Source organism: Nonomuraea wenchangensis (assembly GCF_900111685.1).
GTDB lineage: Bacteria > Actinomycetota > Actinomycetes > Streptosporangiales > Streptosporangiaceae > Nonomuraea > Nonomuraea wenchangensis.
The window spans coordinates 437,739-452,045 of sequence record NZ_FOHX01000004.1 but is presented as its reverse complement, the minus strand read 5'-3'; the positions used below and the strand labels follow the sequence as shown (position 1 = coordinate 452,045).

Annotated in this window: 9 protein-coding genes; 7 read left to right on the top strand and 2 right to left on the bottom strand. The window is 74.3% G+C overall.

Translation table 11 applies throughout. The features are described from left to right. Positions 1 to 38: 38 nt before the first annotated feature. Positions 39 to 680 (top strand): response regulator transcription factor, encoded by a 642-nt coding sequence (locus tag BMW85_RS14585; protein WP_091081517.1) that lies wholly within the window; start codon positions 39 to 41, stop codon positions 678 to 680. A 97-nt stretch (positions 681 to 777) separates the two neighbouring features. Beyond that, a complete protein-coding gene (locus BMW85_RS14580) occupies positions 778 to 1,197 on the top strand; it encodes a pyridoxamine 5'-phosphate oxidase family protein (protein WP_091081922.1) in 420 nt (139 codons plus the stop codon). Here BMW85_RS14580 and BMW85_RS14575 read toward each other — a convergent pair. Next, entirely contained in the window at positions 1,175 to 2,863 is a 1,689-nt protein-coding gene (locus BMW85_RS14575; protein ID WP_091081515.1) for a GAF domain-containing sensor histidine kinase, read from the bottom strand. The two genes, BMW85_RS14580 and BMW85_RS14575, sit on opposite strands and share 23 nt — an antisense overlap. Before the next feature lie 202 nt (positions 2,864 to 3,065). Between BMW85_RS14575 and BMW85_RS14570 the strand changes: the two genes are divergently transcribed. Then, entirely contained in the window at positions 3,066 to 4,643 is a 1,578-nt protein-coding gene (locus BMW85_RS14570) for a cellulase family glycosylhydrolase (protein WP_091081513.1), read from the top strand. A 15-nt stretch (positions 4,644 to 4,658) separates the two neighbouring features. Here BMW85_RS14570 and BMW85_RS14565 read toward each other — a convergent pair whose 3' ends face one another. Next, positions 4,659 to 6,992, bottom strand: a complete 2,334-nt coding sequence (locus tag BMW85_RS14565) for a M28 family peptidase (RefSeq protein ID WP_091081511.1) — start codon at positions 6,990 to 6,992, stop codon at positions 4,659 to 4,661. Between the two features lie 171 nt (positions 6,993 to 7,163). Here BMW85_RS14565 and BMW85_RS51040 point away from each other — a divergent pair, with 171 nt between their 5' ends. The 4 genes from BMW85_RS51040 (at position 7,164) to BMW85_RS14545 (ending at position 14,286) form a co-directional block, all read left to right on the top strand. Further along, positions 7,164 to 8,684, top strand: a complete 1,521-nt coding sequence (locus BMW85_RS51040) for an ATP-binding protein (protein ID WP_245774794.1) — start codon at positions 7,164 to 7,166, stop codon at positions 8,682 to 8,684. After that, positions 8,681 to 9,871: a tetratricopeptide repeat protein gene (locus BMW85_RS14555; protein ID WP_177240681.1), complete on the top strand. Its 1,191-nt coding sequence runs from the start codon at positions 8,681 to 8,683 to the stop codon at positions 9,869 to 9,871. Before BMW85_RS51040 ends, BMW85_RS14555 begins: the two co-directional genes overlap by 4 nt. Before the next feature lie 34 nt (positions 9,872 to 9,905). Beyond that, the gene (locus tag BMW85_RS14550; RefSeq protein WP_245774793.1) at positions 9,906 to 13,076 is read left to right on the top strand and encodes an AfsR/SARP family transcriptional regulator; all 3,171 of its coding nucleotides are present in this window, start codon (positions 9,906 to 9,908) and stop codon (positions 13,074 to 13,076) included. Between the two features lie 67 nt (positions 13,077 to 13,143). Further along, positions 13,144 to 14,286 (top strand): FAD-dependent monooxygenase, encoded by a 1,143-nt coding sequence (locus BMW85_RS14545; RefSeq protein WP_091081506.1) that lies wholly within the window; start codon positions 13,144 to 13,146, stop codon positions 14,284 to 14,286. Positions 14,287 to 14,307 lie beyond the last annotated feature (21 nt).

Here is a 14,307-nt window from a genome sequence, read left to right as displayed (position 1 = left end):
ACTACCTGAGGGGGCCGGTCGGCGGCTAGCGTGGAGGCATGATTCACGTGTTCCTTGTCGACGATCACGAAGTCGTGCGCAGGGGCGTGGCCGCCCTGCTCGACTCCGAGGACGACATCGAGGTCATCGGCGAGGCCGGCACCGCCGAGTCCGCGATCGCGCGCATCCCCGCCCTCAAGCCGGACGTCGCCGTGCTCGACGTACGCCTGCCCGACGGCAACGGCGTCGACGTGTGCCGCGAGGTCCGCTCGCGGGTGCCGGGGCTGGCGTGCCTGATGCTGACGTCGTTCGCCGACGACGACGCGCTGTTCGACGCCGTGATGGCCGGCGCCTCCGGCTACGTGCTCAAGCAGATCCACGGCTCCGACCTGGTCGGCGCGGTGCGCACGGTCGCCTCCGGGCAGTCGCTGCTCGACCCGCAGACCACGGCGGCCATGCTGCAGCGGCTGCGCGAGCAGGCGGCCAGGAAGGATCCGCTCGCGGCGCTGTCGGAGCAGGAGCGGCACATCCTCGACCTCATCGGCGAGGGGCTGACCAACCGGCAGATCGGCGAGCGGCTGTTCCTGGCCGAGAAGACGGTCAAGAACTACGTCTCCAACCTGCTGTCCAAGCTCAACATGCAGCGCCGCACCCAGGCCGCGGCCCTGGCAGCCCGCCTCCGCACCGAACGCCGCCTCTAACCGACCCGCCCCCCGCGTCAGGTCCTGGCGGAACGGCGGAGATGAAGGGACTTTCGTCCCTAAGCATCCGCCCGGTCCGGCGGCGATGCTGGCAGGCATGCGACTCGATTCGTCCGGACTCCAGGTGCTCACCGACGAGGAGTGCCTGCGCCTGCTCACCTCGACGCCCATCGGGCGGATCGTCTTCACCGACCGGGCGCTGCCCGCGGTGCAGCCGGTCGCGTTCTGCCTCGACGGCGACGGCATCGTCATCCGCACCGGCGTCGGCTCCAAGCTGGCGGCGGCCACCCGGCGGGCGGTGGTCGCGTTCGAGGTGGACGACTACGATCCCGTGCTGCGTACCGGCTGGTCGGTGAGCGTCGTCGGGCACGCGAGCGCGATCACCGACCCCGCCGAGACGGCCCGGCTGGCCGAGCTGCCGCTCGACCCCTGGGTGCCGGGCGATCTCGACCACTACATCCGGGTCAGCCTGGAGCACATCACCGGACGCCGGATCACAGGGGCACACTCCATCTGATCACGGCGCCGCCCTGCTCCCCCGGCCCGGCCGTGAACGAGCCCCCGAGCCGCGTCGCGCGCTCCTCCAGGTTGCGCAGGCCGCTGCGCCGGCCGCCGGACGGCAGGCCCACGCCGTTGTCGCGGACCGACAGCGCGAGCTGGTCGCCCGTCACCTCCACCGCCACGTCGGCCCTGGTGGCCTTGGCGTGGCGGACCACGTTCGACAGCGCCTCGCGCAGGACGGCGAGCAGCTGCTCGGCGAGGTCGTCGGAGATCCTGGCGTCGAGCTGGCCCTCCATGCGCAGCCCCGGCATGAAGCCGAGGTGACCCCGCGCGCCCTCCACCAGCTCCACGATCTGGGCGCGCAGGCTCGGGGCCGCGCTCTCCCTGACGTTCTGGAGGGCGAAGATGGTCGAACGGATCTGCCTGATGGTCTCGTCCAGCTCGTCGATCGCGTGCTGGAGGCGGCCGGACGCCTCCGGGTGCTCGACCAGCCGGACCGTGCTCATCAGCGTCATGGCCGTGGCGAACAACCGCTGGATGACCACGTCGTGCAGGTCCTTCGCGATGCGGTCGCGGTCCTCCAGCAGGCTCAGCCGCTCGGCGTCGCGGCGGGTGTCGGCCAGCTCCAGCGCGATCGCCGCCTGCCCTCCGAACGCCTCCAGCGCCCGCATGTCGCCCGCGCTGAACGGCATGCGGCCGACGCACTTGGCGAGGGCCAGCACGCCGCGTACCGAGTCGCCGGCGCCGAGCGGCAGCAGCAGCTCCGGGCCGTAGCCGAGCTCGCGCAGCCGGGAGTCGGCGTCGAGCGGCTCGGGCGAGTGGAGCGTCCGCCCCTCGCGGAAGACCTCGCCGGCCGCCGTCGCGTCGAGAGCGTACGACATCTCGGTCAGCTCGCCCTCGGCCGTGCCCTCGGCGAACTCGACCAGCAGCCGCTCGCCCGTCGGGTCGGGCAGCAGGATCCGGACCAGGTCGGCGTCGGTCATCTGCCGGGCCCGCGCCGCCACCATGGTCAGCACCTCGCGGGTGCCGCCGCCCGACAGCAGCCGGGTGGTCACCTCGGTGGACGCCTCCAGCCACGCCTCGCGGCGGCGCGACTCCTCGTAGAGCCGGGCGTTCTCGACGGCGACGCCGGCGGCCGTGGCCAGCGCGATCACGATGGCCTCGTCCTCCTCGTCGAACTCGCCGCCGCCGCGCTTCTCCGTCAGGTAGAGGTTGCCGAACACCTCGTCCCGGACCCGGATGGGCACCCCGAGGAAGGTGCCCATCGGCGGGTGGCCGGGCGGGAAGCCGTAGGACTCGGGGTGGTCGGAGATCCGGCCCAGCCGCAGCGGCCGGGCGTCCTTGATCAGCAGGCCGAGCAGGCCCAGCCCGTGGGGCCAGTGCTCGATGGCCGCGATCTCCTCGTCGCTCAGCCCCACGGGGATGAACTGCAGGAGGGTCTGTTCCTGCCCGACCACGCCGAGCGCGCCGAAGCTGGCGTCCACCAGCTTGGTCGCGGTCTCGACGATGGTGCGCAGCACGGTCTCCAGGTCGAGGTCGCTGCCCACCGACACGACCGCCTCCAGCAGGGCGTGCACGCGGTCGCGGGTGGCGAGCACGGCGTTGAGCCGTACTTGGAGCTCCGACAGCAACTCGTCCAGCCGCATGTTCGGCATCAGGGGGCGATGCTCGTCATCCACCATGCGTTCAGTGTCGCACCCCCGGCGGCTGGTCGGACATCGCAGGTGGGGTTGATCACGCCGACCGGTGGCGCCGCCGCCGGCCAAGTGAAAGTTTCACGCATCCGCGCAGGTCAGGGCCAGGGTGGCGGGTCTGCGCATTGACGGTCGGCGAGGACGGTGGCGAGCATGACGCCCGCGTTCCCCTCCTCGAAAGGGCACCCCCATGCACTTGTCCAAGGTGGCGGCGTCCGCCCTGGCCGCGCTCGTGGCGGGCGCGGCGGTGACGGTCGCGTTGGCCACGGCAGCTCCCGCCGGAGCGGCCGCCGGCACAGGCACCGGCTATCTCCGCACCAGCGGCAACAAGATCGTCGACAGTACGGGCGCGACCGTGCGCCTGACCGGCATCAACTGGTTCGGGATGGAGACCGACAACAAGACCTTCCACGGCCTGTGGTCGAGCAATCCGTGGAAGAGCCAGATCGACCTGATGGCCCGGCTCGGCTACAACACGTTGCGGGTGCCTTACTCCAACGACGCGCTGAAGCCCGGGGCCGCGGCCACCGGCATCAACGACTACGTGAACCCCGACCTGATCGGCCTGTCGCCGATGCAGATCCTGGACAAGGTCGTGGACTACGCGGGCACCAAGGGCATGCGGATCATCCTCGACCGCCACCGCCCGACCTCGGCCGGCCAGTCACCCCTCTGGTACGTCCCCGCCACCCCGGAGACCACCTGGATCAACGACTGGAAGGCCCTCGCCCAGCACTACGCGGGCAATCCCACGGTCATCGGCGCCGACCTGCACAACGAGCCCCACGCGCAGGGCACCAACCCGAACGCCACCGGCGCCTGCTGGGGCTGCGGCGACCAGGCCCGCGACTGGCGGCTCGCCGCCGAGCGGGCGGGGAACGCCGTCCTGTCCGTCAACCCCAACTGGCTGATCTTCGTCGAGGGCGTCAGCTGCCCGAGCGGCGGCGAGCCCAACATCTGGGACGGCGACCCGAGCAACGACGAGGACTGCGGCTGGTGGGGCGGCAACCTGTCCAAGGCCGGCCAGTTCCCGGTGCGGCTGAACGTGGCCAACCGCCTGGTCTACTCACCCCACGAGTACGCCACCTCGGTCTACCACCAGAGCTGGTTCGACGACCCTTCCTACCCGGCGAACATGCCCGCCATCTGGGACAAATATTGGGGTTACCTCTACAGGCAGAACATCGCCCCGATCATGCTGGGCGAGTTCGGCACCACGCTGGCCTCGAACGTCGACAAGATCTGGCTCCAGGAGCTCATGAAGTACATGGGCACCGGGGTCAACGGGATGTCGTTCACGTACTGGTCGTGGAACCCGAACTCCGGTGACACCGGCGGCATCGTCAACGACGACTGGACCACCATCAACCAGGCCAAGCAGGACATCCTGCAGCCGTACCTGATCCCGCCGGTCGGCGGCCCCACGAGCACGCCGTCGGGCACGCCGTCGAGCACGCCGACCGTGGTGCCGCCCGGCTCGTGCACCGTCGCCTACCGGCAGGTGAACTCCTGGCAGGGCGGCTTCCAGGGCGAGGTCACCGTCAAGAACACCGGCTCCTCGCCGATGAGCGCCTGGAGCGCCACCTGGACGTACCCGTCGGGCGTCACGCTGGTCAACGGCTGGAACGCGGTCGTCACCCAGTCCGGCACGACGTGGACGGCCAAGGGGCCCGACTACGCCCGTACGCTCGCGCCCGGCGCGTCCGTGGTGGTCGGCTTCACCGCCAACGGCCCGGCGGGCAACCCGCAGAACGCCGCCTGCTCCTGACCCGGCCGGGGCCGGTCAGACGACATAGGTACGGGTGATCGCGATCAGCTCGCCGTCCTCCCGGGTGGCCGGCACCAGCTCCGGCGGCCGGGGCACGAAGCCGGGCACGGCGGCCAGGCCGTCCGTCTCGGCGATCGCGGTGATCCGTACCTTGTCCGCGCCCTGGACGCGCAGGGTGATCCGGGCCCCCGCGTCCGGCAGGCCGCGGAAGCGGACCTCGCCCGGCCAGGTGTTCGCCCGCGCGCCGGCGACGCGGACGGTCACCGGGGCCGCGCCGGCCGTGACCGCCGTCGCCTCGGTGATCGGACGTTCGATCCTGAGCGTGAGCGAACGGGCGGCCCGGCCCGCGCTCACGCGCAGCTCGATCGTCTCGCCGTCGCGGCGCAGCACCGTCAGGCGGGGCTCGGCGGGCCGGTCCATCCTGGGGGCGGGGCCGGTCCAGAGCGTGGTGCCGCGCGCGTAGCCGGGGGGCAGTGCCGTGGTGTCGCGGGCGGTGACGTACCTCCTGGTCCAGGCCGGTGGCTGCGGATCGGCGCTGACCCAGCTCGCGGTGCGGGTGCCGGCGTCCATGACGTACGCCAGGTGGGTGCGCCCGGGGTTGCGCGCGTCGAAGCGGTCGTCGGCGAGACCGGCGGCGATCAGCACGGGAACGATCAGGACCGTCAGCGCCGGACGCAACCCCCGGACCGGCGCGCCCCGCCCGTACCGACGCCCTGTGGACCGGCCCGGCTCGCGCAGGGGCAGCTCGGCGAGGGGCAGGAGCAGGAGTGCGAGCAGCGCCGTCACCAGCGCGGCCGCTCCGCCGAGCGCCAGCCCCATCCCGTCGAGGACGACCCGGGCCAGCCCGGACAGCAGCATCGCGGCCGGCACCGCGCCGAGCGTCAGCGCCGCCGCCCCGGCGAGCGGCCGGCCCACCAGGAGCGCCACGAGCCCGCCGAGGGCGCAGAACAGCACGGGCACCGCGAACACGAACGACGCCCCCGGCGCCACGGCGGCGCACAGCACGCCGAGCGCCGCCGGCCAGGCGAGCCCGCCGACCGCCAGCGCGGCCGGGCCGAGCCGCCGCCGCAGGAGCAGATACCAGGCGAGCACCGCGAGCCCGCTCTGCGCCACCACGGCCGCGCGGAAGGCGTCCGGCCGGTGCAGCAGCCCGCCCATCCCGTCGTACGCGGGCCGCCAGGCCACCAGCAGCTCCCACAGCCCCTGCGCCAGCAGCGCGGACACCACGAGCGGCACCAGCCCCGACACCGCCGCCACGACCAGCCGCGGCACGCTGAGCAGCCGCCTGCGCCGGGCCACGACCGCGAGCCCCGCGACCACCGCGACGGCGAGCCCGGCGAGCGGCCACACCAGCGCGTCCGGATAGGTGATCAGGACGCCGAAGAGGCGGAAGTAGGTGGCGTCGTGGTCGGTGCGCAACGCGGGCAGGTCGGCCGCGCCGAGCGCGCGGGTCAGCGCCAGCATGGTGGAGCCGTGGTGCTGCAGGCTGCCCGGGTCCAGGTTGGCGAGGGAGTCGCCGGCCGTGTGGTAGTGCGAGGAGCGCTCGATGTAGGCGAAGTTCAGCCCCTGGAAGCCGGCCGCCGTGAGCGGGGTGAAGTCGGTGTTGTTGGGGAGCAGCCGGTACAGCGCCGCCATCGTGGAGTCGCCGCGCGGGCGCGGCGCGGCGGACGCGTACGCCTCCACCAGCCCGGCGCTGTCCCGCGAGGTCTCGAACAGCAGCGACGGCCCGGAGACGCCTCTCGCCTCCCAGTTCAGCAGCACGCCGCCGGCCCGGCCGAGCGGATGCTCCCTGGCGAACGCCTGCGCGCCGAGCACGCCGTCCTCCTCGCCGTCGCTCATGAGCAGCACGAGGTCGTTGCGGAGCGGCGCGTCGCCGAGCGCCCGTACGGTCTCCAGCATGGCGGCCACGGCGGCGGCGTCGTCCGAGACCCCGGGGCCCATCGCCGCCGAGTCGTAGTGGGCGGCGATCACGACCGTGCCCGTCGGGTCGTCGCCGCGCCGGGTGGCGACGATGTTGCGCACCAGCCCGAACGAGGCGAGCCCGGTGGAGGCGTTCGCGCCCACGGCCCGCTGCACCTCGACGTCCAGCCCGGCGGCGCGCAACTGGGCCACCAGGTAGTTCCTGGCCCGCTCGGCGGCGGCGCCGCCGATGGGACGCGGCTCGGTGGCGAAGCGCTCCAGGTGGGTACGGGCCCGCGCGGCGCTGAACTCGCCGGACGGGGCGGAGGCGGGCAGTGGCTGCATCGTGCTGTCCGTCATGGCGGCCAGCAGGACGGCGCACGCCAGCACCAGTGCCGCGCAGAGGCCCGCCACGGCCCGGCGTGGGACGTCGATCAACTTTCCGATCATGTCCGGGAACGCTACGGATTCGGCCCATGGCGGCGGAATGATGCGGATGCCCGGATCGACCTGTGGTTTTCCACAGCCTCGCGGGAAGCGGACCCGCCGCTCCGGCTGACTTCGATAGCCTGCCTAGTCCCGTACAAAAGTGATGTTTCTGCGACAGAAGGGACCGGGACTGTGCTCGAAGACGCCGGCCTCCAGGCGCTCCGGGAGGCGGCGCGCCTGTCCCCGGACAATCTTCCGCTCCGGCGGCACCTCGGCGAGCAACTGCTGGCCAAGGGGCACCTCGCCGAGGCCGAGGCGGAGCTTCGGGCCGCGCTCATGCTCGCCCCCCGGGACCCGGACGTGACGGCGGTGCTCGCGGAGGCCTTCGTACGGCGGGGCGCGTACGGCGAGGCGCTGACGGCGCTGGAGCCGTTCCTCGCGACGCCCGGCTACCCGCCGCGTCTGGGCGTCGTCGCGGCCCGCGCCCTGCTCGGCGAGGGCGACTTCGGCCGCGCCGCCTACCGCTACTACGACGCCGTCACCCGCGACCCAGCAGCCGCCGACCCAGAGATCGCCTCCGCCCTAGCCCTCCCCGCCGCACCCGCGGCCTCTTCGCCGGGGCCAGGGCCGGCCTCTCCGCCCGCAGCCCCGGCCCCGCCGGCCCCCTCTCCCGCAGGACCCTCCGCTCCCTCCCCCGCAGGAAGGCCCGCCCACTCTCCCGCAGGCCCCTCCGCCTCCTCCCCCGTAGGACCGTCCGCCTCCTCCCCCTCAGGACCGTCGGGGGCGGCAGGGGAGCAGTGGAGGCATCCCGGTGCTGGTGGGCAGGGGGACGGGGCGGCGGAGGTGGAGAGAGCGCGGGCGACGTTCGCCGATGTCGCCGGCATGGACGCGGTCAAGGAGTCCCTGCGCGTCAAGCTCCTCCTCCCCCTCCAGCAGCCCGAGCTCTTCGCCGCCTACGGCAAGCGCGCCGGCGGCGGCGTCCTGCTGTACGGCCCGCCAGGCGCGGGCAAGACCCATCTGGCCAGGGCGGCGGCCGGCGAGCTGGGAGCGGCGTTCATCAACGTCGGCCTGGCCGACATCCTGGACATGTACATCGGCTCCAGCGAGCGCAACCTGCGCGCCACGTTCGACCTCGCCCGCCGCAACCGCCCGTGCGTGCTGTTCTTCGACGAGGTGGACGCCCTCGCCGCCCGCCGCTCCGACGCCCGCAACACCCACAACCGGCAGATCGTCAACCAGTTCCTGGCCGAGCTGGACGGCGTGGACCAGAACGCCAACGAGGGCGTGCTCGTCCTCGCCGCCACGAACGCCCCCTGGTACATCGACGTGGCCTTCCGCCGCCCCGGCCGCTTCGACCAGCTCGTGTTCGTGCCGCCGCCGGACGCGGGCGCCCGCGCCGCGATCCTGCGCATCCTCTGCCGCGACAAGCCGCTGGCCGAGCTGGACTTCGACGCGGTGGCGCGGGCCACCGAGCACATGGTGGGCGCGGATCTGAAGGGCATCGTGGACCGCGCGGTGGAGGTGAAGCTGCACGAGTCGATGCGGGCCGGCCACCCGATCCCGATGACCACCATGGACCTGCTGGCCGCCGCCAAGGCCGCCCGCCCCACCGCCGTACGGGAGTGGATGGCGACGGCCCGCAACTACGTCCTGCACTCCAACGAGTCCGGCGCCTGGGACGATCTGCTGCCCTGGGTCAAGGCCAAGTGGTGAGGACGGCCGAGTCCCTGGAGCGGGCGCGGACGCTGCTGAGGCTGAGCCGCCCCGCCGACGCCGAGCGGGAGCTGCGCGGCGTCCTCGCCGCCGAGCCGGAGCAGGAGACCGCCCATTGCCTGCTGGCCCTCGCCCTCATAGGCCAGGGCAAGGCCGGGGAGGCCGCCGAGGAGGCGCGCGAGGGCGTCCGGCTGGCTCCCGGCCACTGGTTCCCGCACTACGTCGCCGGCCAGGTGCACCACCGCTCGGGCCGGGCGGACGAAGCGGTGCGGGCCGCGGAGACGGCGCTCGCGCACGACCCCGAGCAGGCGGCGGTGTGGGAGCTGCTGGCCCGCGCCCACTCCGGCGCGGGCCGCTGGCGGCGGATGGCGGACGCGGCCCGCAGCGGGCTGGCCGTCGATCCCGAGGACGTGGATCTGGCCTCGCTGCTGTCGATCGCGCACACCTGTCTCGGCGAGGCCGAGCCGGCCCGCACGACGGCCGCGTACGCGCTCCGGCTCGATCCGGAGAGCACCACCGCTCACCTGGCGGCCGGCCGGGCGGCGCTGGCCTTCGGCGATCCGAAGGCCGCGGCCGGGCACTTCCGCGAGGTGCTGCACCTCGATCCCGGTTTCGGCCCGGCCAGGGATCTGCTGGTCGAGGCGCTGAAGCAGCGCAACCCGCTGCAGCGCAAGCTGTCGGAGCTGCGGCGGCGGCACCGGGGCGGCGCGCGGCTGCTGTTCCTGCTGCCGGCGGTCCCGCCGCTGGTCGCGGTGTTCGTGCTCATCGCCCTGATGCACTGGGTGGCCTGGGTCTTCGAGACGGTGACGGTGCTGCGGCTGGCTCGCGCGAGGGCGACCCGGCTGCTGTTCGAGGGGGCGGAGGCCAGGGTGGCGGGCTTCTGCTGCGCGCTGCTCGCCGCCGGCGCCGCGACGCTCGCGCTCGGCGTCGTCCTGGGCGCGGAGGCGCTGGGCATGGCGGGCGCGGCGGTCATGGCCCTGGTGACGCCGGTGCAGGAGGCGGCGCACACGGGCGCGCCGAACGGCCGCGCCACCCTGTACGTCTGGACCTTCCTGCTGGCGGTGGCGGCCGTCGTCGCGGCGGTGGCCGGGACGCCGACGCTCGCGCTGCTCACCGTGTACGCGGCCCTCGGCACGATCTGGCTCGCCACCTGGGTACGCCGCGCGACGGCGGCCTCACCGGGCTGACCCTCGTACGACCGGCATGGGCGACAATCGGGACGTGCAGTTCGGCATCCTGGGCCCGCTCGTGGTCCGCGACGCGGCCGGCCGGGAGGTCGCCGTCGGCGGCCCGCGCCCGCGTGCCCTGCTCGCCCTGCTGCTCCTCGACGCCGGCCGCACGGTGAGCGTCGAACGCCTCATCGACGGCCAGTACGGCGACGACCCGCCCGCCGGCGCCGCCAACGCCGTCCAGGCCCAGGTCTCCCGCCTGCGGCGGGTCCTGCCCGGCCATCTGATCGAGTTCCACGGGGCCGGCTACCGGCTGGCCGTCGAGCGGGAGGACGTCGACGCCCACCGCTTCCAACGCCTCGCCCAGGAGGGGCGGCGGCTGCTCGCCCACGGGCTGTCGGCGCAGGCGGCGGCGGTCCTCGGGGACGCACTGGAGCTGTGGCGGGGCCCGGCGCTCGCCGACGTCTCCGACGCGCCGTTCGCCGCCGGGCAGGCACGAAGGCTGGAGGAGCTGCGCCTGTCGGCGCGGGAGGACCTGCTGGCCGCCGAGCTGGCGCTGCCGGAGGCCAGCCCGGTGGCGGCGCTGCGGGAGCTGGTGGCCGCGCACCCGCTGCGCGAGCGGGCGCGCGGGCTGCTCATGCGCGCCCTGCACGCCGCCGGACGGCAGGCCGAGGCGCTGGCCGTGTACGACGAGACGCGGCGGCTGCTCGCCGACGAGCTGGGCGCGGACCCGTCGGCCGAGCTGGCCGCCCTGCACCTGGAGATCCTGCGCGGCTCCACCACCGGAGCCGCGGTGACCCGGACCCGGCCGCCGACGCCGTTCACCAGCTTCGTGGGCCGGGAGGAGGAGCTGGCCAGGATCCGCTCCCTGGCGGAGGCAAGGCTGGTGACGATCGTCGGCCCGGGCGGCACCGGCAAGACCCGTCTCGCCGTCGAGGCCACCACGGACGCCCGGCGCGAGGTCTGCTTCGTGGACCTCTCCCTCGTGGACGGGGACCTCGATCCCGCGCCCGGCGGGCAGGTGGCGGCGGCCGTACTCGGGGCGCTCGGGCTGCGCGAGCCCGCGCTGCGCGCCCCGGAGGCCGGAGGGGCGGGCGACGCCGCCGAGCGCGTGGTGGCCGCGCTGTCGGAGCAGGAGCTGACCCTCGTCCTGGACAACTGCGAGCATGTCGTCGCCGGGGCCGCCGCGCTGGCCCGCCGGCTGCTCACCTCCTGCCCCCGCCTGACCGTGCTCGCCACCAGCAGGGAGCCGCTGAACATCACCGGCGAGCACCTCGTCCCGCTCGCCCCGCTGCCGGCCACGCCCGCCGTCCGGCTGTTCGCCGACCGGGCCGCGGCCGTCCGCCAGGGCTTCGCGCTCGGCCCTGACAACCTCGACGCGGTACGCGGGATCTGCGCCGCGCTCGACGGCCTGCCGCTGGCGATCGAGCTGGCCGCGGCCCGGACGCGTACGTTCGGCGTCGCCGAGATCGCCGCCCGCCTGGCCGAGCACGGCCGCTTCGCGCTGCTGTCGCGCGGCGACCGCACCGCGGCCGCCCGCCACCGGACGCTGCACGGCGTCGTCGAGTGGAGCTGGAGCCTGCTCGCCGAGGAGGAGCGGGAGCTGGCCCGGCGGTTCGCGGTGTTCGCGGGCGGCGCGCGGCTGGAGGCGGTCGAGGGCGTCTGCGGCGCGGACGCCGCCGAACCGCTGGCCGGCCTGGTGGACAAGTCGTTCGTGGAGACCGACGGCGAGCGCTACCACATGCTGGAGACGATCCGGCTGTTCTGCGCCGACCGGCTGGCCGAGGCGGGCGAGGAGGAACGGCTGCGCCGCGCCCACGCCGCCTGGTTCCTGGAGCTGGCCCGGCGCGCCGACGACCACCTCTACCGGGCCGAACAGCTCGACTGGCTGGCCCGGCTGTCGGCCGACGACGCCAACCTGCGGGCGGCGCTGCGCTGGAGCGTGGAGCACGACCCCGCGACGGCGGGGCGGCTGGTGGCGGCGCTGGCGATGTACTGGTGGCTGAGCGGGCGGCGCGGCCAGGCCATCGCGCCCGCGGCCCGCCTGCTCGACACGCTGGGGGCCGATCCGCCCGCCGAACTGGCCGAGGAGTACGTCCTCACCGTGCTGCACGCGGTGCCCGACGCCGGATCGCCGCACTGGGAACGGGCGCGGGCCGCCGCCGGGTCGCTCGGGCGGCCGATGCGCTGCCGGCTGGGGCCCGCGCTGTGGGGCATGGTCGCCGGGCCGCCGGACGGCGACGGCGAGCACCAGGTGCGGCTCCTCTCCACCGACCCGTGGAGCCGGGCGCTGGGCCGGCTGAGCGAAGCGCTCGTCCTGGTGCTGCGGGGCAGGATCGGGGCCGCCGAGCGGGAGCTGGAGAGCGTGCTGACCGACTTCGGCGCGGTGGGCGAGCGCTGGGGGAAGGCGCAGGCGCTCGACTGGCTGGCGCTGATCACGAGCTGGCGCGGCGACCGGGCGCGGGCCATGCGCCTCTGGCAGGACGCGGTGGGGCTGCTGGAGGAGCTCGGCGCGGCGGAGGAGCTGGTGGACGTCCTCTGCCGGCGCGCCGAGGCCCGCTGCCGCGCGGACGACCTGGGGGGCGCGCGCGCCGACTGCGAACGTGCGGCGGAGCTGACCCGCCGTACGGGCCGGCCCGGCCTGATGGCCCCGATCCACCTGCGCCTCGGCGAGATCACCCGCATCGAGCACACCCACCTCCCGCCGACAGGTGACGTGGCGGGGGGCGGTCCTGCCAGGGACGGGGTCGACTGGGTCGGGGAGGTGGCCGGGCGGCTGGGGGCCGCGCTGGAGATCTTGCAGGGGAGCTGGGCCTTCACCACGCCCGGGATCAGGTCGCAGGTGCTGACGGCGCTCGGGCGGCTCGCGGAGGCGCGGGGGGACGCGGCGGAGGCGGCGCGCGGGCACGGCGAGGCGCTGGCCGCCGCGCTCGGCTCCCCGATGACCGCCGACCTCGCCGCCGTCGCCGAGGGCCTGGCCGGCCACGCCCTGCACCGCACCCCCCGCCCCACGGCCGAGGACGCCGCGCGGGCGGGGATGTTGCTCGGGGTGGGGGCGGCGCTCCGGGGGATCGCCGTCGCGGGCGACCCAGACGTGGCCGCCACCGCCGCCCGCGCCTCCGCCGTCCTCGGTCCGGACGGCTTCGCGGCCGCGTACGCCAAGGGCGCCGCCATGGACCACGCGGCAGCCCTGGACGCTCTGAGCGGCCCGAACCCGGGCTGACAGCGGGGCCGAGGGCTGTCAGCCGATTGTCGCCGGGTTGTCAGCGCAGGTCGCGAGGCTACTGGACATGAAGAACCTGAACATTCTCATCTCCGGCGCCGGCATCGCCGGCCCCGCGCTCGCCCACTGGCTGATCAGGTACGGCTGCGCCGTCACCGTCGTCGAGAAGGCCCCGGCGCCGCGCCCCGGCGGCCAGGCGGTGGACTTCAAGGGCGAGACCCACCGCACGGTCCTGTCCAGGATGGGCATTTTGGACGACGTACGCGCGCTCCAGACCGGCGGCAGCGACCAGCATCTGATCGACGCCGAAGGCCGCACGCTCGCGGTCATGCCCGGCGAGTTCACCGGCGGCGAGCTGGAGATCAAGCGCGGCGACCTGGCCCGGCTCCTCCACGACCGCACCGCCTCCGCCTGCGAGTACGTCTTCGGCGACTCGATCACCTCGCTGACCGAGACCCCGGACGGCGTGCACGTGACGTTCGAGCGCGCCGCGCCCCGCACGTTCGACCTGGTGGTGGGCGCGGACGGCATCCACTCCAACGTCCGCCGCCTCGCCTTCGGCCCCGAGTCCGGCTGCGTGCGTTTCCTCGGCCACTACTACGCCCTGGCCGACCTCGACCAGGACTTCGGCCCGGTCGGGCGGATGTACAACGAGCCGGGCAGGATGGCGGCCGTCGGCGGGCCGAAGGCGCCGGCGTTCTTCGTCTTCGCCTCCGAGCCGCTCGACTACGACCGTTACGACGCCGAGCAGCAGAAGGACATCCTGGCGCGGGCGTACGCGGGCATGGGCTGGCGGGTGCCGGAGGTGCTGGCGGCGGTGCGGCGCGCGCCCGGTGTGTACCTGGACTCGATCAGCCAGGTCCGCGTGGACCGCTACAGCAGGGGCCGGGTGGTGCTGCTGGGGGACGCGGCGTACGGCAACACGCTGGGCGGTTTCGGCACCGGCCTGGCCGTCGTGGGCGCGTACGTGCTGGCGGGCGAGCTGGCGGCGGCGGGCGGCGACCACCGTGCGGCGTTCGACGCGTACGAGCGCGTCTTCCGCCCGTACGCCAAGATCTCCGAGAACGGCAACGCCGGCCCCTTCCTCGCACCCGGGAGCCCGTCGCGGATCCGGATGCGGAACTGGATGTTCAAGTACCGCTTCCTCCTCGCTTGGATGATGAAGATGACCGACAAGTTCGCGACCGACATCGAGCTCAAGACGTACTGAACTTTTGTGATCAGCAGGGCA